The 21976-nt window shown below is 64.8% G+C and carries 18 protein-coding genes; 10 read left to right on the forward strand and 8 right to left on the reverse strand.

Going from position 1 to position 21976, the window contains the following annotated elements; genetic code table 11:
- Positions 1-177: 177 nt before the first annotated feature.
- The 3 genes from V3388_RS11105 to V3388_RS11115 form a co-directional block, all read right to left on the reverse strand.
- A complete protein-coding gene (locus tag V3388_RS11105; protein ID WP_336367617.1) occupies positions 178-1380 on the reverse strand; it encodes an acyl-CoA dehydrogenase family protein in 1203 nt (400 codons plus the stop codon).
- A 72-nt stretch (positions 1381-1452) separates the two neighbouring features.
- Positions 1453-1893, reverse strand: a complete 441-nt coding sequence (locus tag V3388_RS11110) for a PaaI family thioesterase (RefSeq protein WP_336367618.1) — start codon at positions 1891-1893, stop codon at positions 1453-1455.
- Positions 1893-2687, reverse strand: coding sequence for an SDR family NAD(P)-dependent oxidoreductase (locus V3388_RS11115; RefSeq protein ID WP_336367619.1), 795 nt, complete (start codon positions 2685-2687; stop codon positions 1893-1895). The genes V3388_RS11110 and V3388_RS11115 overlap by 1 nt, the downstream gene beginning before the upstream one ends.
- Before the next feature lie 147 nt (positions 2688-2834).
- Here V3388_RS11115 and V3388_RS11120 point away from each other — a divergent pair, with 147 nt between their 5' ends.
- Entirely contained in the window at positions 2835-4424 is a 1590-nt protein-coding gene (locus V3388_RS11120; protein WP_336367620.1) for a class I adenylate-forming enzyme family protein, read from the forward strand.
- A 173-nt stretch (positions 4425-4597) separates the two neighbouring features.
- Here V3388_RS11120 and V3388_RS11125 read toward each other — a convergent pair whose 3' ends face one another.
- On the reverse strand, positions 4598-5338 hold the full coding sequence (locus tag V3388_RS11125; protein ID WP_336367621.1) for an enoyl-CoA hydratase/isomerase family protein: 741 nt from the start codon (positions 5336-5338) through the stop codon (positions 4598-4600).
- Between the two features lie 190 nt (positions 5339-5528).
- On the opposite strand from V3388_RS11125, the gene dctP reads away from it, so the two are divergent.
- The 5 genes from dctP (at position 5529) to V3388_RS11150 (ending at position 12191) form a co-directional block, all read left to right on the forward strand.
- A complete protein-coding gene (gene dctP / locus V3388_RS11130) occupies positions 5529-6578 on the forward strand; it encodes a TRAP transporter substrate-binding protein DctP (protein WP_336367622.1) in 1050 nt (349 codons plus the stop codon).
- 86 nt (positions 6579-6664) lie between these two features.
- Positions 6665-7213, forward strand: a complete 549-nt coding sequence (locus V3388_RS11135) for a TRAP transporter small permease subunit (protein WP_336367623.1) — start codon at positions 6665-6667, stop codon at positions 7211-7213.
- Entirely contained in the window at positions 7210-8520 is a 1311-nt protein-coding gene (locus V3388_RS11140; protein ID WP_336367624.1) for a TRAP transporter large permease, read from the forward strand. The genes V3388_RS11135 and V3388_RS11140 overlap by 4 nt, the downstream gene beginning before the upstream one ends.
- Before the next feature lie 95 nt (positions 8521-8615).
- Positions 8616-10487: a HAMP domain-containing methyl-accepting chemotaxis protein gene (locus V3388_RS11145; RefSeq protein WP_336367625.1), complete on the forward strand. Its 1872-nt coding sequence runs from the start codon at positions 8616-8618 to the stop codon at positions 10485-10487.
- 141 nt (positions 10488-10628) lie between these two features.
- Positions 10629-12191, forward strand: coding sequence for a methyl-accepting chemotaxis protein (locus V3388_RS11150; protein ID WP_336367626.1), 1563 nt, complete (start codon positions 10629-10631; stop codon positions 12189-12191).
- 192 nt (positions 12192-12383) lie between these two features.
- On the opposite strand, the gene V3388_RS11155 is transcribed toward V3388_RS11150, so the two are convergent.
- The 3 genes from V3388_RS11155 to V3388_RS11165 form a co-directional block, all read right to left on the reverse strand.
- Positions 12384-13778, reverse strand: a complete 1395-nt coding sequence (locus tag V3388_RS11155; protein ID WP_336367627.1) for a sodium-dependent transporter — start codon at positions 13776-13778, stop codon at positions 12384-12386.
- 149 nt (positions 13779-13927) lie between these two features.
- Positions 13928-15502 (reverse strand): methyl-accepting chemotaxis protein, encoded by a 1575-nt coding sequence (locus V3388_RS11160; protein WP_336367628.1) that lies wholly within the window; start codon positions 15500-15502, stop codon positions 13928-13930.
- 104 nt (positions 15503-15606) lie between these two features.
- On the reverse strand, positions 15607-16473 hold the full coding sequence (locus V3388_RS11165) for a carboxylate/amino acid/amine transporter (protein WP_336367629.1): 867 nt from the start codon (positions 16471-16473) through the stop codon (positions 15607-15609).
- A gap of 106 nt (positions 16474-16579) precedes the next feature.
- Here V3388_RS11165 and V3388_RS11170 point away from each other — a divergent pair, with 106 nt between their 5' ends.
- Complete coding sequence (locus tag V3388_RS11170) at positions 16580-17989, forward strand: MATE family efflux transporter (RefSeq protein WP_336367630.1); 1410 nt, start codon at positions 16580-16582, stop codon at positions 17987-17989.
- Here the strand turns inward: V3388_RS11170 and V3388_RS11175 are convergent.
- On the reverse strand, positions 17947-18960 hold the full coding sequence (locus V3388_RS11175) for a GGDEF domain-containing protein (RefSeq protein WP_336367631.1): 1014 nt from the start codon (positions 18958-18960) through the stop codon (positions 17947-17949). The genes V3388_RS11170 and V3388_RS11175 overlap by 43 nt on opposite strands.
- 199 nt (positions 18961-19159) lie before the next feature.
- Here V3388_RS11175 and V3388_RS11180 point away from each other — a divergent pair, with 199 nt between their 5' ends.
- Genes V3388_RS11180 through V3388_RS11190 form a run of 3 tightly spaced genes read left to right on the forward strand, consistent with a single transcriptional unit; the run spans position 19160 to position 21963 of the window.
- Positions 19160-20011, forward strand: coding sequence for an ATP-binding protein (locus V3388_RS11180; protein ID WP_336367632.1), 852 nt, complete (start codon positions 19160-19162; stop codon positions 20009-20011).
- A gap of 3 nt (positions 20012-20014) precedes the next feature.
- Positions 20015-21442: an HD domain-containing phosphohydrolase gene (locus V3388_RS11185; RefSeq protein WP_336367633.1), complete on the forward strand. Its 1428-nt coding sequence runs from the start codon at positions 20015-20017 to the stop codon at positions 21440-21442.
- Positions 21439-21963 (forward strand): response regulator, encoded by a 525-nt coding sequence (locus V3388_RS11190; protein ID WP_336367634.1) that lies wholly within the window; start codon positions 21439-21441, stop codon positions 21961-21963. Before V3388_RS11185 ends, V3388_RS11190 begins: the two co-directional genes overlap by 4 nt.
- The last annotated feature ends 13 nt before the right edge of the window (positions 21964-21976 follow it).

A 21976-nucleotide genomic window follows, 5' to 3' on the forward strand; every position in this document is an offset into this window, starting at 1 on the left:
GAAGGCGTTCCTGTGCGTTCAGTCTCGCGGTCAGCCTGGTGGGCGGGGCGGTGTCCTTCCGGGGCTGTGCAGAACAGGGATGTTCTGCTCAAGCCTACAGGGACGTATTCACGGCGTGCCCCGGAAGGACACCGCCCCGCCCGCCACCCCCCGAGGTGACGGATATCGCTGCATGCCTTAGCGGTACTGGCGCAGTTCCAGCTTGGCGACGCTGTCCAGATGCACCTCGTCCGGGCCGTCCGCCAGGCGCAGGGTACGCACCTTGGCCCAGGCGGAGGCCAGGAACGTATCCTGGGACACGCCGGCGCCGCCGTGGACCTGAATGGCCCGGTCAATCACCTTCAGGGCCATGCTCGGGGCAATCACCTTGATCATCGCAATTTCCTGGCGAGCGACCTTATTACCCACGGTGTCCATCATGTGCGCGGCTTTCAGGGTCATCAGCCGCGCCTGCTCGATTTCGATGCGGCTGCGGGCGATGTCCTTGCGGATGGAATCAAATTCCGACAGCGGCCGGCCAAAGGCCTCCCGGGCGCTTGCGCGCTGGCACATCAGCTCCAGGGCCCGCTCGGCAACCCCGATGGTGCGCATGCAGTGGTGGATGCGGCCCGGCCCGAGTCGGCCCTGGGCAATTTCAAAACCCCGGCCCTCGCCCAGCAGGATGTTGCTCACCGGCACCCGCACGTTCTCATAGTGGATCTCCGCGTGGCCGTGGGGCGCGTGGTCGTAACCAAACACCGTCAGCGGGCGGATCAGTTTCACGCCCGGGGCGTCCAGGGGCACCAGGATCATGGACTGCTGCTGGTGCTTGGGCGCGGTCGGGTCGGTCTTGCCCATCACAATGGCGATCTTGGAGGTGGTCGTCATCGCCCCGGAGGACCACCACTTGCGGCCGTTGATCACGTACTCATCGCCCTCGCGGCGAATCTCGCAGGCAATGTTGGTGGCGTCAGACGAGGCCACGTCCGGCTCGGTCATGGAAAAGCAGGACCGGATCTCGCCGGCCAGCAGCGGCTTCAGCCAGCGTTCCTGCTGCTCTTCGTTGCCGTAGCGGGCGATGGTTTCCATGTTGCCGGTGTCCGGCGCGGAGCAGTTGAACACTTCCGGGGCCATCTCGGAGCGGCCCATGATTTCGCACAGGTGCGCGTATTCGAAGTTGGTCAGGCCGGCGCCGAACTCGCTCTCCGGCAGGAACAGGTTCCACAGGCCCGCGGCCTTCGCCTTCTGCTTCAGCTCTTCAATGATGGGCACCGGCGCCCAGCGGTTTTCCGCGTCCGCGATCTGCTGGTGATGCTTGTGTTCGTTTGGATAGATGTAAGCATCCATGAAGTCCTTCAGCTCGGCCTGAAGTTTCCGGGCCTTTTCTGACAGCTCGAACATGTCCGCGTCCTCTCACAGGGTGTGGTGGGCCGGCCGCCACCGGGGCGACAGGCAGGGTTCAGGGTGTACCGGTCAGATGGGCACGCCTTCGGGCGCCTCGCTGCCTGACCGGATCCGGAAGGTGCCTTCGGCGATGGCCAGCAGGTTGCCGGCCTCGTCGAACACCTCGCCGGTGCTGTTGAAAATGCGCGTGCCACCGGCGCGCTTGCGGCCCACCACCTTGATGGTTCCGCCGGAGCACTGGCCGGTAAAGGTGGTGGTCAGCGACAGGGTAATCGCCTTGCGCATCCGGCCGGGATAGGGGCAGTAAGTGCCCGCTTCCGCCATGACGATGTCCAGCAGCGAGGTCAGCACGCCGCCGTGGATGACGCCGGCCAGGTTCAGGTGCCGGGGCGCCAGGGCCAGTTCGATGACCGCTTCGTTCTCTTCCCAGGACACCTGCCGGTAGCCCAGCAGGTTGTGGAAACCGGGCAGGTCGTGGCCGCCGGCAATGTGGGGGTTATCCAGACTCATTACACTTTCATTCCTGGCAGGTTCAGGGAGGCGGAGTTGCCGCCGTCCACGGCCAGCGCCTGGCCGGTGATGTAACTGGCGTCGTCGCTGGCCAGGAAGGCAATGGCGGCGGCGATTTCCTCAGGGTTACCGTAGCGGCGCAGCTCGCAGCGGGAACCGAGCTTGTGGGCTTTCTCGTTGGCCCGGGCATAATCGAACACGGCCCGGGTCATGCCGGTTTCCACCAGTCCCGGGCACACCGCGTTTACCCGCACGTTGTCGCCGCCCAGGTCGCAGGCGGCGGTCATGGTCAGGTTGATCACGCCGGCCTTGGAGGCACTGTAGGCGTTGCCGCCGGCGCCGGAGCGCAGCCCCGCCACGGAGGCCACGTTGACGATGGCGCCCAGCTTGCGGGCCTGCATGTGGGGCGCGGCGTGTTTGATGGTGAGCATGGAGCCGATCAGGTTCACCGACAGCACCTTCTCCCACTCGTCCCGCTCGTTGCCGGTGACCGGCGGGTGCTGGCCGCGAACGCTGGCAATGCCGGCCACGTTGCACAGCACGTCGAGCTTGCCGAAGGTGTCGATGGCCTTGGCCACCACCGCCTTCACCGCCGTTTCATCCGACACGTCCAGTGAACAGCGCAGGAAGCGGGCGCCGTCCGGCATGAGGTTTTCGGTCTCCACCAGGCCTGTTTCCGACACGTCCGCCATCACCACCGCCGCGCCCTCCCGGGCCAGCCGCAACGCCGTGGCCCGGCCAATGCCGCTGCCGGCGCCGGTAACCAGTGCAACCCGGCGATCAAAACGTGCCATGGGGATCTCCTCGTGTTCAGGCGTTTGTTGTTGTGGTCAGGCTTGGCCTTTTCGATAATTTGTCACGCCATCCGGTTTTGAGTCAATATATTTGGAAGTTAATTTCATCTAGTAAAACAACAACCGCCAAACGGAGCTTTTGCCGCCATGACTCAACCCCTCGCTGACCTGCCCGTTTATGCCCCACGCCTCGCCGATGAGACCATGGAACCCATCGGCCACCGCATTCAGGGCTACGCCCACAGCCAGGGTAGCCGTACCGCGCTCACTGATGAGCGGGGTGACGTCACCTGGGCGGACCTGCTCGCGAACGTCAACCGCATCGCTAACCGGCTTCGGGACCAGGGCCTGGCACCCGGTGAGTGCGTGGCGGGCCTGTCCGAGAACACCCGGGAATACCTGGCCCTGTACCTGGGCACCCTGGTGGCCGGCGGCTGCATGGTGCCGCTGTCCGGCATGGCGAGTGCGGAGGCGCTGGGCCTGATGATCCGGGATTGTGGCGCGCGCTTTGTGTTCGTCTCCGGCAAGAACCTGGCCCTCTGGCAGGACGTCCGCCCAGGCCTGGATCTGCCGGACGACCGGCTGGTTGGCCTGGACACCGACGGCGTCGGCCAGACCCTGGCCCAGTGGCTGGGCGACATTCCGGCTACCGCCAACCCCGCTGAGGTCACGCTGGATGATCCGTTCAACATCATCTACAGCTCGGGCACCACGGGCACCCCCAAGGGCATCCTGCACGACTACCGGTTCCGGCAGCGGCAGATGGTGCGCATGAGCCGTTTCGGGCTGGACGGGAACGCCATCAATCTGGTGTCCACGCCGCTGTACTCGAACACCACGCTGGTGTCGGTGCTGCCGACGGTGTTCAACGGCGGCACGCTGGTGCTGATGGCCAAGTTCGATGCCCACCGGTTCCTGGAGTTGGCCGAGCGCCACCGGGTGACCCACGCCATGCTGGTGCCGGTGCAGTATCAGCGCATTCTGGCGGAGCCGGACTTTGATCGGTTTGATCTGTCGTCGTTCCAGCTCAAACTCTGCACCAGCGCGCCCCTGCGGGCGGAGGTGATCGAGGAGGCGATGCGGCGCTGGCCCGGCAACATCCGGGAGGTGTACGGCCTGACCGAGGGCGGCATTTCCACCTGTCTGGACTGCGCCGCCCATCCGGACAAGTGGGCGTCGGTGGGGGTGCCCACGGAGGGCGCGGAGGTTCGGGTCATCGATGACAACGGTCGGGCGCTGCCCCGGGGCGAGATCGGGGAGATCGTGGGCCGGGCCATTTCGATGATGCGGGGCTATGTGAACCGGCCGGAGCAGACCGAGGAGATGCTGTGGACCAGCCCGGAGGGCGACGTGTTCTATCGCAGCGGCGATATGGGCAAGATTGATGAGGATGGTTTCATCTATGTGCTGGATCGCCGGAAGGACATGATCATTTCCGGGGGGTTCAACATTTATGCGGTGGATCTGGAGAAGGCGCTGCTGGCGCATCCGGCGGTGGCGGATGCGGCGGTGATTGGCGTTCCCAGCGAGCAGTGGGGCGAGACGCCGCTGGCGCTGGTGGTGCGCCGCGCGGGTTCCCGGGAAACGGAGGCGGATCTGTTGGCCTGGGCCAACGGCCGTTTGGGCAAAACGCAGCGGATTTCGGCGGTGGAGTTCCGGGGGGAGTTGCCGCGGTCGACCATTGGCAAGGTGTTGAAGCGGGAGCTTCGGGCGCCTTATTGGGAGGGGGTGCGCTGATGCGTTGCCTGGACAGCGCCCGCTGATTCGGGGGCATCGGGCCGGTGGGCCAGGCCTTCCAGAACACGCTGTGAATACATCCCTGTACACTCGGCCTCCGCCATCCATGGCGGAGGACGGTTCTGGAAGGCCTGGCCCACCGCCCCTCGATCGAACTTTCTCCGGCGCCCTATTTATCTCCGGCCGATGTTTGCCAGGGCGTTCTGGCAATCATCAGATCGCAGCCGCTCGGCAAATACCGCCCGTTCCCGCTCCAAGGCTTCTTTTATGGCGCCCTGCCAGGGGGCTTTCATCAGCCGTTTGCTCGCCCTCAGGGATTCCCGGGATTTTCCCGCCAGGCCTTCAGCGATCGCCCTCGCCCGTACCAGAGCGGCGCCGTCGTCCACCGCCTCGGTCGCCAGGCCGCAGGCCGCCGCTTCCTCTCCGTTCAGAACATCCCCCGTTAACAGCAGCCGGGCCGTGGTGCGGGCGCCCAGGTGCAGGGGCATGGTGACCGTGGAGGCGGCCTCCGGGACCAGGCCGAGGTCGACGAACGCGGTTTTGAATTTCGCTGTGCGTCCGGCCACCACCAGGTCGCAGTGCAGCAACAGGGTGGTGCCGATGCCGATGGCCAGGCCCTCGACGGCGGCGATCACCGGGGTATCGCAGTGCATCAGGGTTTCGATAAAGGCGAGGCCGGCGGAGGGTTTGGGGGCGGCGTCGGTGGCCCGGGCGCGGAAGTCGTCCAGGTCGTTACCGGCGGTGAAGACGTCGCCGTGGCCGGAGATCAGGATGGCGTGCACGCTGTCGTCGGCGCCGGCGGCTTCCACGGCGTCCGCCAGGGCGGCGTACATGTCGCGGGTCAGGGCGTTCTTTTTCTCGGGCCGCCGAATGATCAGGTGCAGGTAGCCAGGCTGGCGTTCGATTTCTATCATCCTGAAGACTCCTTTTGGTTACTCTTGGGATATTCTTGCTCTATTACCGGTCACAGGTGTGGTCCATCATCCTATTGCAAAAGACCGCACATGTGATAGATTCCAAAAATAAAGATTCACTATGCAGTTGCTAGTACCGCAGAGTGAAATATAAAACCCGATCACCAACAACAAAGACAGAGGTTCCGCCATGAACAGCGTGTTCTCAGCCACCCGACGCAAGCTCTGCGTCCTTGCTTCCGCCCTGACGCTGGGCGTCAGCGCCAGCCTGGCGGCCGTTCCGGCCAGCGCCCAGGAAACGTTCACCTGGAAGGTTCAGTCCCACTGGCCGGGCTCCAGCAGTTCCTACACCGATAGCCTGGGCCGCCTGAAGCGGGTGCTGGAAGAGCGCACCGATGGCCGTCTGAAGCTGCAGCTGTTTGAGGCCGGCGCCCTGTTCAAGGCGAAGGACACCTTTGACGCGGTCAGCCGCGGCATTCTGGAGATGGGCACCATCTCCCCGGGCTACGCCCAGGACAAGATGACCCTGGCGGGCATCGCTTCCGGCCTGCCGTTCGCGTTCCGCCACGTGTGGGAAGCGGCTTACTTCCACCAGAACCTGGGTTTCGAGCAGATGCTGCGGGACGAAGCCGCCAAGTATGGCGTCTACTGGGCCACCGATAAGGTCTACCCGACCGAGATGGTGGTGAAGAAGCCGATCAAGACCTGGGACGATTTCACCAGCCTGAAGATCCGCTCCTCGGGCGCCCTGCAGACTTTCCTGACCGAAGCCGGCGCGGCGGCGTCCTACATTCCGGGCAGCGAGCTGTACTCCGCCCTGGATTCCGGCATTGTTGACGGTGCCCACTGGGGCGCGGCCCAGGGTGCCTACAGCATGGGCCTGTATGAAGTGGCCAAGTACCATGTAAAGCCGGCCCTGAACATTGCCGGTACCGACGTGATCATTGTCAGCCAGAAGGCGCTGGACAAGCTGCCGAAGGACATGCAGCAGATCGTCAAGAACGCGCTGGATGAGCAGTTCTGGGTACGGACCAACGAGTACCAGTACAAGGAGCAGATCACCCTGGCCAAGGCCATGGCGGAGCAGGGCGTGCAGATCAACACCCTGCCGGACGATGTGCAGGCCAAGCTGGTCAAGACCGCTCAGGGCATGTGGGACGAGGAAGGCAAGCGCAGCCCGCAGGCCAAAGAGGCCCTGGACAAGCTGAAGGGCTTCCTGTCCGACCTCGGTTACCTCTGATCCGGGCGCCATCGCGCCTCACCGCCGGCCCGGGGTTTCCCCCGGGCCGGTTTTCCTGACTCAACCCCCTGTCCCGGAGCCATGCCATGAGCGTGCTGTCAGCCTTCATGAAGGGCATCACCCGACTGAATGAGCACATCGGGCGCTGGATTGCGCTGCTGGTGTTTGTCATGTTCGCCCTGCTCCTGCTGGAAGTGGGCCTGCGCTACCTGTTCAACTCGCCAACCGTCTGGACCAACGAGCTGACCCAGCTGATCTTCGGCGTCTACGCGGTGATGTCCGGCGGCTACATCATGGTGCACCGGGGCCACGTCAACGTGGATCTGATCCACAGCCAGCTTTCGCCCCGCCGTCGGGCGCTGCTGGACATCGCCACCTCGGTGGTGTTCTTCATTTTTACCCTGGCGCTGCTGTGGTTCGGGATCGAGATGGCCCGGGAGTCCATGAGCACCTGGGAAACCTCGTTCTCAGCGTGGAACCCGCCGATCTGGCCGGTGAAGCTGGCCATTCCCGTGGGCACCGGGCTGCTGGCGCTGCAGGGGCTGGTGAAGCTGCTGCAGGACATCGCCATTGCCTTTGACCTGGATTACTACCGCCCGGACGAGTCCGCCGATCAAGAGGATGCCCCGCTGTGAGCATTGAACTCCTCACCCTGCTGTTTTTCGGCTCGCTGCTGTTTTTCCTGCTGCTGGGCCTGCCGCTGGCGTTTGTGCTGGGCGGCGTTTCCATCGTGTTCCTGTATTTCACCTGGGGCTTCGATTCCTTCTATATGGTGGCCTCGCAGATCTGGGGCACCATGGAAAGCTTTACCCTGGTGGCCATTCCCTTGTTCGTGTTCATGGCCATGGTGCTGGAGCGCACCGGCGTGGCCAAGGACCTGTACCGCATGATGCATCTGTGGTTCGGCGGCCTGCGGGGCGGTCTCGCCCTGGGCACGCTGGCCATCTGCGCGGTGTTTGCGGCCATGGTGGGCATCAGCGGTGCCGCCGTGGTCGCCATGGGCACCATTGCCCTGCCCTCCATGCTGGAGCGGGGCTACGATCGCAAGCTGGCCCTGGGCGTTATCAACACCGGTGGCGGCTGGGGCATCCTGATTCCCCCCAGCATTCTGATGATCCTGTACGCCCTGATCACCGGCGTGTCCGTCGGCCAGATGTTCGCCGCCGGCATCATGCCCGGCGTGCTGCTGATGGTGCTGACTGCTATCTACGTGCTGGTGCGCGCCAATCTGCAGCCGCATCTGGCGCCGGCGTTGCCGCCGGAGGAGCGGGGCAGCTGGGGTGACAAGTTCCGGGCCCTGCGGGCGGTGCTGCTGCCCATTGGCGTGGTGGTGATGGTGCTGGGTTCCATCATCGGCGGCATCACCACCCCCACCGAAGCCGCCGCCATGGGCGTGCTGGGTTCCCTGATTTCCGCGGCGGTGTACCGCCAGCTCAAGTGGGCGATCCTGAAGGAAGCGGCGATCCGCACCTTCAAACTCACCGGCATGATCGTGTGGATTCTGTTTGCCGCCCACGCCTTCAGCGCCGCCTACCAGAGCATGGGCGCCCAGGCTCTAATCGAGAGCCTGATGCACGGCCTGCCCGGCGGCGCCTGGGGCATCATCATTGCGATGATGGTGATCGTATTCCTGCTGGCCATGGTGCTCGACCCGGTGGGCATCATGCTGATCACCCTGCCGGTGTTCATGCCCATCGTAAAGTCGCTTGGCTTTGATCCGGTGTGGTTCGGCATCCTGTTCGTGATCAACATGGAAATCGGCTACATGACCCCGCCCTTCGGCTTCAACCTGTTCTACCTCAAGGGCGTGGTACCCCCGGGCATCACCATGAAGGACATCTACACCTCGGTGATCCCGTTCGTGCTGATCGAGATTGTCGCCATCGGCATCATCATGGCGTTCCCGGAGATCGCGCTGTGGCTGCCGCACCTGTTCTTCTGATCTGACCCGGGCGGGCCGGTTTGAGCACCGGCCCGCCCGTCACCGTCACCGCGCGTCCCACCTTTCATGACAACAACAATAGAGAGGATGCAGATATGCTGTCGCTTCCCAAGGCCGCCCGCCGGCGGGTTCCCTCGAGCTTACCCACCCTGACCATTGGCCGACGGCTGGCCGTTGGTTTTTCCCTGCTGATTGTGCTGTCGGTCGCCACCGGGCTGATCGGGATTCAGGCCCTGAATCGCTACAGCGATCGAGCGGACAATGTGGCACTCACCGGGGAACTGGCCTCGGACCTGCTGCTGGCACGCACCGAGCAGAAGAACTTCCTGCTGGAGCAGGACCCGGCCTACGCCGAAAAAGCCGCCGCGCTGCTCAAAAGTGCCGAACAACGGGCCAACACCCTGGCCGCCAACAGCAACAGCGAGCTGCCGGCGCAGATTGCCCATGACGCCCGGCAGTTCCGCGAGCTGCTCGCCGAGGTGGTGTCCCTGCAGGACAAGACCGTGACCGCCCGGGACCAGCTCACGCTCCAGGGCCGGGTGCTGGAAGCCAGCATGAACAACGAGTCCCGGCTGTACCTGGCCACCGCCATGCTCAAGCAGATGCAGCGGGACGAGCGGGACTACCTGATTACCCACAACCCGGACGCCGTCCGGCAGTTTGATGACCGCCTCAAGCGCATCCTGCCGTCCATCCGCGCCTCGGCCCTGAGCGGTGAGGAGCAGACGCAGGCCATTGGTCTGTTCAACAACTACGCCAGCGCCTTCCATGCCGCCGCCGAGCTGATCGGCCGCACCGAGACGCTGAACCAGTCCATCGAGACCGTTGCCAGCGACGGCCGCAAGGCGGCCCAGGCGCTGCAGGCGGAAGAGACCTCCGCCATGAAGGCCCAGCAGCACACGGCCACCCTGGCCATTGGCGCGGCCACCCTCGCGGCCATTGTGATTGGGGTGGTGCTGTCACTGCTGCTGACACGGGGTATCGTCCGGCCCATTCGTGCCGCCGTAGCCGCCGCCCGGCAGGTGGCGGACGGCGATCTGACTGCGGATCTCAGCAGCACCCGGCAGGACGAATCCGGCCAGTTACTGAACGCGCTCGGGCAGATGATTGGCAACCTGCGGGGCCTGGTGGCACAAATCGACCAGAATGCCGCCACCATTGCCGACGCCTCAGAACGGCTCACACGCATTACGGCGGACACCAGCGAGGACGCCAGCCGCCAGAGCGAGCAGACCGATCAGGTGGCCACCGCCATGAACGAGATGGTAGCCACGGTGGCGGAAGTGGCCCGCAACGCCGAGGAAGCGTCCGCCGCTGCCCACGACGCCAGCGGCAAGGCCGGCACCGGCGAGGCCTCGGTGGAGCAGACCCTCTCCCGGGTGGCGGAGCTGAACGAACAGGTGCTGGAAGTGCAGCAGCAGTTGAACGCCCTGCAGGCGGACACCCAGTCCATCGGCAGCGTGCTGGACGTGATCAAGGCGGTGGCGGACCAGACCAACCTGCTGGCCCTGAACGCGGCCATCGAAGCGGCCCGGGCCGGTGAACAGGGCCGGGGCTTTGCCGTGGTAGCGGACGAAGTGCGCTCCCTGGCCCAACGGACCCAGACCTCCGCCCAGGATATTGAAGGGATGATTCAGCGCCTAGTGGCCAGCGCCGAGAACACGGTCCGCGTGATGACCACCGGCGCCCGCCTGGCGGAGGACACCCTGGACACCGCCCGCAGCACCGGCGAGGCCATTGCCGTGATCACCCGCTCCGTGGACAGCATCCGGGACCTGAACCAGCAGATCGCCACCGCCGCCGAGCAGCAGACCTCGGTGGCCGAGGAGATCAACCAGAACGTCACCGCCATCCGGGACGTGGGGGAGCGCACCGCCGGCGCCACCCGGGACATCACCGACGCCAGCGCGGAACTGGCGGGCCTGGCGGACAACCTGAAGCAGCAGGTGGCGCGATTCGCCACCTGAGCTGATGGCAGCCATTTGATGGAAATCTGCGGATTTGGCCGGCGGGCGCCTAAAGGACGACGTCTGCCGGCCGATACCTGAGTTTGCAAACGATCGGTCGCAGACGATCCCTCGCCATTCTCGGGACAGGACTTTCCTTACATGTCGATGAACAATCTCTCCGTAGGCAAGAAGCTCGCCGGCGGCTTTGCCTTTGTCGTGATTCTCGCCGTCATCCTGGCGGCGTTTTCCATTAACACCCTCAACAGCTACAACCACCGCTCGGTGATTGTGGCCAAGGTCAGTGACGTCCAGTCCCGCCTGCTGGACGCCCGCACCGATGAAAAGAACTTCCAGTTACGGCGCGATGACAAATACATCGACAGCGCCAAGGATCTCGCGGACAAAGGCGCCGCAATACTGCCGTCACTGAAGGAGATGCTGGTGCAGCCGGAGGACGATGCCCGGATCGACGCCATCGCTGCGGATATTGACCAGTACAAGCAGACCCTGGACCAGCTGCAGGCCGGCATCAGCGGCCGCCCGGACCAGATCGTCCAGATTGAGAACAGACTCAAAGCGGTAGCCCGGGACGCGGTGGACATTGCCACTGAACTGCAGAACCTGCAGGTAAAACGCATGGACAATCAGTACCGCACCGCCGTCACTACCCTGATCGTGATTGCCGGGATTGTGGTGGTGCTGGCCGCCCTGATGGGCTGGTTGCTAACCCGGGGCATCACCCGGCCGGTGAACCAGGCGGTGCAGATTGCCAACAAGGTGGCTTCCGGCGACCTGACGGTGGACGTGCGCAGCGACCGGGGCGACGAGTTCGGCCAGCTGCTGGCCGCGTTCGGTACCATGGTCACCAATCTGCGGGGGCTGATCCGGGAGATTGATACCGGCGCCAACAGCATTGCCTCCGCCGCCGAGGAGCTGTCCACGGTGAGCACCCAGACGAGTCAGGGCGTGGCCGAGCAGCAGAGCCAGACCGATCAGGTCGCCACCGCCATGAACGAGATGGTGGCCACGGTGAACGACGTGGCCAAGAGCGCGGAGTCCGCCTTTGGCGCCGCCAACCGGGCCAGCGAGAAGTCCGCCAGCGGTGAGAAAGCCGTGCAGGAGACCCTGAGCTTCGTGACCGATCTGAACGCCCAAAGCCAGCGCATCATGGAGCAGCTCAACAGCCTGCAGGCGGAAACCAACAACATCGGCACGGTGCTGGATGTGATCAAGTCCGTGGCGGACCAGACCAACCTGCTGGCCCTGAACGCGGCCATCGAGGCCGCCCGGGCCGGCGAGCAGGGCCGGGGCTTTGCCGTGGTGGCGGACGAGGTGCGCTCGCTGGCCCAGCGCACCCAGAGTTCCGCCAGTGAGATCGAGACGCTGATTGGCAATCTGGTGACCAGCGCCGGCGCGTCCGTGCAGGGTATGGAGGCGGGCAACAAGCTGGCCAACCAGACCCTGGAGCGGGCCGAGCTGGCCGGTTCGGTGATTCGGGAGATGGCCGAGGCGGTGGAGGAAATCCGCCAGTACAACAGCCAGATTGCCACCGCCGCCGAGCAGCAGACCTCCGTCGCCGAGGACATCAACCAGAACATCACCCATATCCGCGATGTGGGCGATCAGTCCGCCGCCTCCACCGGGCAGGTGTCCGCCTCCAGCGAGGAACTGGCGCGGCTGGCCGAGGGGCTCAATACTCAGATTGCCCGGTTCCAGGTTTAGGCCTTCGCGGTCTGGGACCGGAGTGCGAACGCCGGCGGGCAGGGTTATTCAGGACACGCCGTGAATACGTCCTTGTAGGCTCGGATGCGGCATCCCTGCCGCATACGGTCCTGAATAACCCTGCCCGCCGGCGTTCTTGAGGCCTTGGGGCTGCTTCAGGGGATTCAGAAAGGCCTGAGGCAGCCTTTCTGCTTACAGCAGGTTGTAAACGAACACCACGGCCACCGCCAGCGGCGTGGCAAACCGAATCAGGTTGTACCACACCGCAAAGGCGCCGCCCTTCAGGCCCAGATCGTGCTCCAGGCACTCCCGGGCCACACACCAGCCGACAAACAGCGCGGTCAGCATGCCCGAGAGCGGCAGCATCACGTTCGCCGTGAAGTAGTCCAGCAGATCAAACAGGGTCTTGCCTTCAAACCGTTCGATCATGCCCAGCGGCGTGACGTCCGACCAGAGGTTCAGGGACAGGATCGACACAATACCCAGCGCCCAGCACAGGAAGCCCACCAGCATGGCGCTGCCGGAGCGGCCCAGGGTGGTTTTTTCTTCCACCCACTCCACCACCGGTTCCAGCAGGGAGATGGCGGAGGTCCAGGCGGCGAACACCAGCAGGATAAAGAACAGCGTGCCGAACAGGCTGCCCAGGGGCATCTGGCCAAAGGCCAGGGGCAGGGTCTGGAAAATCAGGCCGGGGCCGGCGCCCGCTTCCAGGCCGTTGGCGAACACCACCGGGAAAATGGCCAGGCCCGCCAGCAGGGCCACGGCGGTGTCGGTGACGCCAACGATCACCGCGGTGCGGCCGATGGACACGTCCCGCCCAAGATAGGAGCCGTAGGCCATCATGATGGCCATACCCAGGCTCAGGGTGAAGAACGCGTGGCCCAGGGCGATCAGCACGCCGTTGATGGTGAGCTTGTCGAAGTTGGGCCGGAACAGGAAATTCACGGCTTCGCCAAAGTGCCCGGTGGTGGCCGCGTAGCCCACGGCAATCAGCAGCAGCACAAACAGCGCCGGCATCAGGATGGTGACCGAACGCTCCAGGCCTTTCTTCAGGCCCTGGGACACCACCAGCACCACCAGCGCCATGAACAGGCTGTGCCACAGCAGCAGCTCGGCGGGGCTGGCCAGCAGGGCGCTGAACATGCCGTTGATGGCCTCCGGGCCGGCGCCGGCAAAATCGCCGACGGCACCGTGGCCCACGTAGGCGGCGGCCCAGCCGCCGATCATGGAATAGAACGAGAGAATCACAAAGGCGGCAATCATGCCGATGATCGCGGTGATGCGCCAAAGGGGCGAGGCCAGGTTGCGCTCGGCCACCAGGCGCACGCTGGTGATCGGGTTGTGGCGACCGTTGCGGCCGAGGAACACTTCGGCCATCAGGATGGGAATGCCGATCACCGCGATGCAGATCAGGTACACCAGCACAAAGGCACCGCCGCCGTTTTCGCCGGTGATGTACGGGAACTTCCAGACGTTACCGAGGCCGACGGAGGAGCCGGTGACCGCAAGAATAAAGGCCAGCCGTGATGACCAGAGCCCCCGGGGTGCCTCATCGCCGTTGGCCACGGACGAAGTGGACTGAGTCATGATGATTTCCTGTGGGTTTGACGGGACGTAAAAACGGTGCGGCCCGGGCGCAGGGCACCGGGCCATCATCAGGGGCGGGATTTTGCCAGCCATGGCCGGCGGATGCCAGCTTGGGCCGGCCGCCACGCTGGGTGGCGGGGGCGGTTGCCTTAGCCGTTCCTGCTGATGAACCGGCTGACCAGGTCTTTCAGGCCTTGCGCCATCTTGCTCAGCTCGTTGCTGCTGTCCCGGGCGGCGTTGGCCTGCTGATCGCTGTGGTCCGCCAGCTCGGAGATGTTGACCACCTGTCGGTTGACTTCGTCCGATACCTGGCTTTGCTCCTCGAAGGCGGCGGACATGCTGATAAAGCTGTCAGAGATGGTCTGGATGGAATCGACGATAGCGCCCAGGGACTGCTCGGCCTCACGCACCTTGTCCAGGCCCTGGCCGGCAACGGCTTCGCCTTCCTGGGTGGCGGTGACCGCCGCATCCACCTGCTTGCGGAACTCACCGATCAACTCCTCGATGCGCACCGTGGATTCCCGGGTGCGCCGGGCCAGGGAGCGGACTTCGTCTGCCACCACGGCAAAGCCCCGGCCCTGCTCGCCGGCCCGAGCCGCTTCGATGGCGGCGTTCAGGGCCAGCAGGTTGGTCTGGTCGGCGATGTCGGAGATCAGGCGGGTGGCCTCACCGATGCTCTGGGTGGATTCCCCCAGGGACTCGATGGTGCGGCCAAGGCCATTCACCCGGCCTACCAGTTGTTCAATGGCCACGAGGGCTTCGGCGCTGCGTTTGCCGCCCATGCCCGCCAGACGGCGAGCTTCCTCTGCCTCCCGGGCGTTGCCGCTGACCGATTCCGCGACCTCCTGGATAGACGCCGCCATTTCGTTCATGGCAGAGGCGGCCTGGTCCGTTTCCGTACGCTGGCGTGCGATGGCGGTGGCGCCCTCAGTGATGTAACGGTTGGACGCTTTGGCCTGGGCCGACAGCAGCTCGGCCTGGTCGTCAATGCGGGCCAGCACGGTGCGAATGCGGGCTTCTTCGCTCAGCAGCACCAGGCTCAGCTGGGAGAACAGGCCGTAGTCGTCGCTGTAGGTGCGGGCCACCACCGGGTCACGGAAGGCGTCCGGGCGCAGGGCCAGCAGGCGGTTGAGGCGGCCGGTGACGGAACTGAGCAGGACGCCGGCACCCAGCACGTGGGCCAGCACCACCAAGGCAACGGCGATGGCGGTCTGATCCAGGCTCAGGGCCACCAGGCTCGCGGCCAGGGACATCAGCCACGGCCAACCCGAGCGCAGCACCGAGACCAGCCGGCCAACGCCGCTGAGCACCGGCTTGCCAGCGTTCAGGCGGGCGTAGAGCTTCTCCGCGCGGGCCACCTGGGCGCGGGTCGGTGCGACTCGCACCGACTCGTACCCCGTCATCTTGCCGCTTTCCAGAATCGGCGTCACGTAGGCGCTGACCCAGTAGTGATCGCCGTTCTTGCAACGGTTCTTGACCACGCCCATCCAGGATTTCCCGGCCTTGAGGTAGTCCCACATGTCCTTGTAGACCGCAGGCGGCATGTCCGGATGACGGATGATGTTGTGGGCCTGGCCCACCAGCTCTTCGCGGCTGAAGCCGCTGATGGCGACGAAGTCGTCGTTGCAGTAGGTGATCACACCCTTGAGGGTGGTGGTGGTGATCAGGCGATCGCCATCGCGCATTTTAACTTCGCGTTGGGTCACCGGCAGGTTCTTGCGCATGGGCATCCCTTCTTAGGTTCGGTCGGCGGTCGCCCGCCTTCCGGGCCATCCGCGGTTCGCAGTGTAACGGCGGATCCGGCACAAAGTTGAGTGCGAAAGATTGCTTATGTGGCCAGCCGTGCCCGGGGGTGAAACCGCGCGTTCAGCCACAGCGATGCCACAATCACCGCGCCGCCCAGGGCCAGGCGCAGCAGGTCCGCGTCCCGGTTCCAGATCAGCAGGTTTACCAGCAACCCGGCCGGCACCAGCGCGTTGTTCATGATCGCCAGGGTGCCGGCATCCACCCGGCAGGCGCCCCGGTTCCACAGGAACATGCCGAGGCCCGTGGCGGCAAAGCCCAGCCAGGCCAACACGCCCCACTGCACCGGCGTGTGGGGCAGGCGCTCGGGGTTGCCGAAGATTAGAAAGGACGGCAACGCAATCAACAGGGCCCCCAGGAAAAAGTAGCCAAAACTCCGGTGCGCGCCAAGGTCGATCGGGTATCGGGCCATGATGTGCTTGTAACCCACCTGGCCGGCGGCGAAGGTGATGTTGGCCACCTGCAGCAACAAGAAGCCGGTGAGGAAATCTTCACTCAGGCCGTCGTACCGGATAATCGCGGCCCCCAGGGTGGCCACGGCGGCCGCCACCAGGGCCACCGGCGAGAAACGCCGGAACAGGGCGTCGTCCACCAGGGTGACGTACAGCGGCGTGAAGATGGTAAACAACAGCACTTCCGGCACGGTCAGGTAGCTGAACGAGCGGTACAGGCACAGGTAGGTGACGCCGAACTGCAACATGCCGCTGACCACAATGCCCAGTTTCAGTCCACCGGGCACCCCGCGCCAGCGCAGGAACGGCAGGAACACCAGGGCGCCGATCAGCACCCGGGTCAGCACCGCGAAATCGCTGTCCACCTGGCCGGCCAGGAACTCGCCGATCAGGCTGAAAGAGAAGGCCCAGAGAACGGTGACCAGAACCAGAAGCGCCATAGTAGGTAGTCTCTCGTAGTCGTGCAGGCGCGTACTGTACCGGCTTTTCCGGTAGGATGCAGGCCTGCTTTTGGCGAACCCGACCCCTGCTTGCAACGGACCCGGAATGGACGACGTTCATCAACCTCTGCCCGAACAACGCACCACGCTGACCCGCCGGACCCTGACCGAGTGGGCAACCCTGGCGCGCCTGGGCGGGCCCATCCTGATCGCCCAGATCGCCCAGATGGCCAACGGCGTGATCGACACCGTAATGGCCGGCCACGCCAGCGCCGAAGACCTGGCCGCCGTGGGCATCGGCAGCAGCCTGTGGATGCCCCTGTTCCTGTTTTTCATGGGGGTGCTGGGCGCCCTGCAACCGATCATTTCCGGGGACAACGGCGCCCGGGCGTTTCACCGCATCATGCCGGCCACCTGGCAGGGGCTGTACATTGCCGCCGCCAGCGCGGTCATCATGATTGCGCTGCTGGTCAACGTGCAGCCGGTGCTGGACCACCTGGAACTGGACCGCCACACCGCCGGCATTACCCAGGGCTACCTGAATGCGTTTGCCTGGGGCGTGCCCGCCCTGTTGCTGATGACCGCCCTGCGGGGCCTCACCGATGGCCTGGGCCACACCCGGGTGATCATGGTGTTCTCGGTGCTCAGCACCCTGATCAACCTGCCGATGAACTACATCCTGATCTACGGCAAGCTGGGGTTCCCGGCCCTGGGCGGCGTCGGCTGCGGCTGGGCCACGGCGATCTCCAACGGGGTGGCCGCCCTGGCCATGCTGGTGTACCTGAACCGCAGCGCCGCCTACCGGCGCTTTCACCTGATCCAGGACTGGTCAGCGCCCCACCGGTCCCAGCTGGCCGCCATTTTGCGGGTGGGCCTGCCCATTGGCTTCACCATTTTCGTGGAAGCCAGCATGTTCTCCGTGATTGCGCTGTTCCTCGCACCGCTCGGGCCGGTGGTAGTGGCCGGGCACCAGATCGCCCTGAACGTGGTCTCTCTGCTGTTCATGCTGCCCCTGAGCCTGGGCATGGCGCTGACGCTGCGGGTGGCGTTTCTGACGGGCGCCGGGGCGCCGGACACCGCCCGGCTGATTTCCCGCAGCTCGCTGATCCTGGCGGTGGCCATTGCCGGTGTGTTTGCGCTGCTGCTGTACGGCTTTTCCCCGGAGATTGCCCGGCTGTATTCCGGCGAGGCGGACGTGCAGGCGGTCACCGTGCGGTTGCTCGCCTTCGCCGCCCTGTTCCAGATTGCCGACGTGGTGCAGGTGACCTGCATCAGCGCCCTCCGGGGCTACAAGGACACTCGCCTGCCCATGTTCATCATGCTGTTTTCGTTCTGGGGCGTCGGGCTGCCGCTGGGCTATGTACTCACGTTCACAGACGCCATCCGGCCGGCCATGGGGGCGGCCGGGTTCTGGCTGGGGCTGACCGGCGGGCTCGCCACCGCCAGCCTGCTGCTGGGCTGGCGCCTGTTCTGCTATCGCTCGTCGGCGTCCGAGCGGGCACCGGCCATCGGCTGATCGCTGAAAACGATCCGGTCCCGGCCCGCTTCTTTGGCCTGGTAGAGGGCATCGTCCGCCCGCTCCAGCCAGCTGTCCACCGGCTCACCGTGACGCAGCAGGGCAACCCCGAACGAGGCAGTGACCGGCCCGCCGGGTGATCGCAGGTACTTGCGGATCACCCCCTGCAGGTTGCCCATCACCGATTCCAGGCTGCGGCCGTCCACCCCCGGCAGCAACAGCACAAACTCCTCCCCGCCAAACCGGAACAGCTGGTCTGTGCGCCGGGTGTTCTGCTGCAACAGCCCGACCAGGTTGGTCAGCACCTCGTCCCCGGTGCCGTGGCCGTAGTCGTCGTTAATCTTCTTGAAGTGGTCGAGATCCAGCATCACCAGCGCGTACGACAGCCCGGTGCGCTCGGCGGTCGCGGCCGCCATGTCCAGGGCGGAATCCATGGAGCGCCGGTTCTGCACCCCGGTGAGCGGGTCCACGGTGGCCAGGTGCTCCAGGCGCCGGCGCTGGTCCTGGCTGCGCCGGGCAAAGGTGTAGGCGCAGGCGGTCACCACCAGGGCCGTGGACAGGAACGACCACATCTGCTCCTGGCTGCGAAACGCCTTGCCGATGATCACCATCAGCGCAATGGACGAGAGATTGATGATCATGGCCGCCCGGGGCGGCGTCAGGAAGAAGCTGGTGATCAGGCAGGGATAGAGCCAGAACAGCCCGGGATCACCGACGATGCCGCCCACCACCACGGCCCCGTAGGCGGACACCACCGCCATGAAATAGCCGGCGCGGTAGGTATCCCCGCTGAGCCAGGCGTAGGCCACGCCGGCGCTGACACCCAGTAGGATCGTGGTATCCACCACCGCCGCCAGCAGGTTGGACTGCAGAAATCGCAGCACCGCGAACGGGGTGATACCGATGATCCCGCTGACGCCGAGCAGGGTGATGATGGACAGGCGGAAATTGTTCTTCAGGCGGTGCAGCATGGGCCCGGACCGGATACCTCGTATCGAATGCCATAGCATAGCGCACACCGCCACAGCGCGTACCGGGAGGGCTACGATTCTTAACAATTCCGGGGCTTTGCGGGATACCAAAATTTACTAAAACCTTACGGTTACGTGACTATACTGGAACTGGATCACACTTCAGGCCATTCCGATTGGTAACCGGCAGGGACATCCTATGACGCATTCGGCCCAGACCCCTCCTGACCAGGACGCCCTCAACGCCCGACTCGAACAGGCCAACCGCCAGCTCATGCAGTCGGAAAAGCTCGCCGCCATCGGCCAGCTGGCCGCCGGGGTGGCCCATGAGATCAACAACCCGGTGGGGTACGTCTACTCAAACCTGCAAAGCCTGGAAACCTATCTGAACGATCTGTTCCGGCTGACCGAGGCGGTGGATACCGCCCGCTCCCTGGACGACCTTCGGCTGATCAAGCAGAACATTGATTACGAGTTTCTGCGCAACGATCTCAAGGACCTGCTGGCGGAATCCCGGGAGGGCATTGAGCGGGTCAAGACCATCATTTCCGCGATGAAGGATTTCTCCCACATCGAGGAGGAATCGTTCAAACCGGCGGACCTGCACAAGGGCATCGATACCACCCTGAACGTGGTCAACAACGAGCTGAAGTACAAGGCCGAGGTGGTCCGGGATTTTGGCGACCTGCCGGAGGTGGAGTGCATCATTTCCCAGATCAACCAGGTGATCATGAACCTGCTGGTGAACGCCGCTCACGCCATTGATGAGTTTGGCAAGATCACCATCCGCACCCGGCATCAGGGCGACACGGTAACCGTTGAGATTGAGGACACCGGCGCCGGCATTTCGCCGGACCATCTGAGCCGCATTTTCGAGCCCTTCTTTACCACCAAGCCGGTTGGCAAGGGCACCGGGCTGGGGTTGTCCCTGTCGTTCAACATCATTGAGAAGCACAACGGCCGCATTGACGTGGACAGTACTCCGGGGCACGGCACCTGTTTCCGGATTACCCTGCCGGTGCGGCATCCAGACACCGGAGACGGTGGCTGAACCATGAGTGACTCCGTGCCGGCATCCAGAGCCCCTGGGCAGCCTGCCCCCGGGCCGTCTTCCGACTCATCAGGCAACGGCCGGGAGCGGCTTCCGAAAACCGCCCGCATCCTGCTGGTGGACGATGAGGAAAACATCCTGCGCAGCCTGCAACGGGTTCTGCGGCGGGAGCCCTGGACCCTGGTGATCGCCAATTCCGGAGACGAGGCGCTGGCGGCGATCGCCGAGCAACCGGTGGACCTGGTGATTTCCGACGCCCGCATGCCGGGTATGGACGGCCCCACCCTGCTGGCGGAAATCCGTCGCCGGCACCCCTGGACCGTGCGCATTCTGCTGACCGGCTACGCCGACATCACCTCCACCATTTCCGCCATCAACGATGGCCAGATCTACCGCTACATCAGCAAACCCTGGGACGACGACGAGCTGCGGCTGATCATCCGCCAGGCCCTGGCATTCCAGTATTCCGAGCGGCGCCGGCTGGCCCTGGAAAAGCTCACCCGCAAACAGAACCGCCAGTTGCAGACCCTCAACGCCAGCCTGGAGGACAAAGTCCGCCGGCGCACCGAGGAACTCAAGGAAACCGCCGACATGGTGGACCTGGCGTACCGGGAACTGCGCCAGAGCTACGTGACCACCACCGAAGTGTTTGCCACCCTGATCAACCAGCGTCTGCCGCCGCACCGCCAGCCCAACGCCAAGGTGATCACCCTGGTGAAGGCCTTTGCCGGGTACGCCGGGCTGGACGACGAGCTGGCCCGCAACCTGGCCATGGCCGCCGCCCTTTACAACCTGGGCAAGCTGGGCTGGCCGGATGAGCTGTTTCTGGCGCCCTCGGACCTGCTCACCAAGGAGCAGCGGCTGCATTACCAGAAATACCCCGTGGCCGGCGAACAACTGCTGCTGGCCCTGGAACCCCTGCGGGACACCGCCCGGATCATCCGCCACCACCAGGAAAAGTGGAACGGCTACGGCCTGCCGGACCGGCTGGAAGGCGAACAAATCCCTCTGGGCGCCCGCATCCTAAGGCTGGCGGTGGACTTTGTGGAGCTGCAGTACGGGCTGATTCTGGAACGCAAGGTATCCCGGGATAACGCCATGAAGCTGCTCAAGCGGTATCGGGAGCGGCTGTACGATCCGGCGCTGACCAACCGGTTTCTGGAGATGCTGCTGGAGCTGGCCCCGGACGTGGAGCAGTCCGATCCGACGATTCTGGAACTGGACACCCTGCGGGTGAAGCCGGGCATGGTGCTGGCCCGCAACCTGTACGCCGCCTCCGGCATGCTGCTGCTGAACGAAGGCAAAACCCTGACCGCCGTGCTGATCGACAAGCTGGCCGCGTTCGAGAAAGGCGAACCGGACGGCCACCGCTACGTTCTGTATGTGCGCAAACCGGAACCCGACGACGAAGGGGAGGAGACCCCAGCATGATCCGAATCCAGCTGGTAGACGACGAACCCAACATCCTCAACGCCCTGCGCCGGCTGCTGCGGCCCCTGGGCTGGCAGGTAGACACCTTTGACCGGGTGGACGCCGCCCTGCAGGCGCTGCTGGAGCACGACTACGCCGCCATCGTGTCCGATTACCAGATGCCCACCGCCGACGGCGTCACCTACCTGCAGTTTGCCAAGCAGAAGCAGCCGGACGCCATCCGCCTGGTGCTGAGCGCCTACGGCGACCGGGAATCCATGATCAAGGCCATCAACCAGGCCGAGGTCTACCGGTATCTGTCCAAGCCCTGGGATGATTACGAGGTGGTGGCGGCGCTGAAATCCGCCGTCGATCTTTACCAGCTGTCGCAGGAGAACCGGCGGCTGCGGGCCGAGAACGACCGCCAGCGGGCGCTGATCCGCGCCCGGGAAGAAGAACTGCTGCGGCTGGAGGCGGACAACCCGGGCATTACCCGGGTGCACCGGGACGCCGACGGCTCCATCATCATTGACTCCGACTGACCGACCCGGTCAC

It is taken from the genome of Marinobacter sp. C2H3 (genome assembly GCF_037080155.1).
Classification (GTDB): domain Bacteria; phylum Pseudomonadota; class Gammaproteobacteria; order Pseudomonadales; family Oleiphilaceae; genus Marinobacter.

Bases quoted from the DNA above. Each gene is read 5' to 3' on its own strand.
- V3388_RS11185 (WP_336367633.1), top strand. From the start codon at position 20,015: ATGAGTGACTCCGTGCCGGCATCCAGAGCCCCTGGGCAGCCTGCCCCC.
- V3388_RS11150 (WP_336367626.1), top strand. From the start codon at position 10,629: ATGTCGATGAACAATCTCTCCGTAGGCAAGAAGCTCGCCGGCGGCTTT.
- V3388_RS11160 (WP_336367628.1), bottom strand. From the start codon at position 15,502: ATGCGCAAGAACCTGCCGGTGACCCAACGCGAAGTTAAAATGCGCGAT.
- dctP (WP_336367622.1), top strand. From the start codon at position 5,529: ATGAACAGCGTGTTCTCAGCCACCCGACGCAAGCTCTGCGTCCTTGCT.
- V3388_RS11165 (WP_336367629.1), bottom strand. From the start codon at position 16,473: ATGGCGCTTCTGGTTCTGGTCACCGTTCTCTGGGCCTTCTCTTTCAGC.
- V3388_RS11145 (WP_336367625.1), top strand. From the start codon at position 8,616: ATGCTGTCGCTTCCCAAGGCCGCCCGCCGGCGGGTTCCCTCGAGCTTA.
- V3388_RS11180 (WP_336367632.1), top strand. From the start codon at position 19,160: ATGACGCATTCGGCCCAGACCCCTCCTGACCAGGACGCCCTCAACGCC.
- V3388_RS11125 (WP_336367621.1), bottom strand. From the start codon at position 5,338: ATGATAGAAATCGAACGCCAGCCTGGCTACCTGCACCTGATCATTCGG.
- V3388_RS11190 (WP_336367634.1), top strand. From the start codon at position 21,439: ATGATCCGAATCCAGCTGGTAGACGACGAACCCAACATCCTCAACGCC.
- V3388_RS11105 (WP_336367617.1), bottom strand. From the start codon at position 1,380: ATGTTCGAGCTGTCAGAAAAGGCCCGGAAACTTCAGGCCGAGCTGAAG.
- V3388_RS11110 (WP_336367618.1), bottom strand. From the start codon at position 1,893: ATGAGTCTGGATAACCCCCACATTGCCGGCGGCCACGACCTGCCCGGT.
- V3388_RS11135 (WP_336367623.1), top strand. From the start codon at position 6,665: ATGAGCGTGCTGTCAGCCTTCATGAAGGGCATCACCCGACTGAATGAG.
- V3388_RS11175 (WP_336367631.1), bottom strand. From the start codon at position 18,960: ATGCTGCACCGCCTGAAGAACAATTTCCGCCTGTCCATCATCACCCTG.
- V3388_RS11115 (WP_336367619.1), bottom strand. From the start codon at position 2,687: ATGGCACGTTTTGATCGCCGGGTTGCACTGGTTACCGGCGCCGGCAGC.
- V3388_RS11155 (WP_336367627.1), bottom strand. From the start codon at position 13,778: ATGACTCAGTCCACTTCGTCCGTGGCCAACGGCGATGAGGCACCCCGG.
- V3388_RS11170 (WP_336367630.1), top strand. From the start codon at position 16,580: ATGGACGACGTTCATCAACCTCTGCCCGAACAACGCACCACGCTGACC.
- V3388_RS11120 (WP_336367620.1), top strand. From the start codon at position 2,835: ATGACTCAACCCCTCGCTGACCTGCCCGTTTATGCCCCACGCCTCGCC.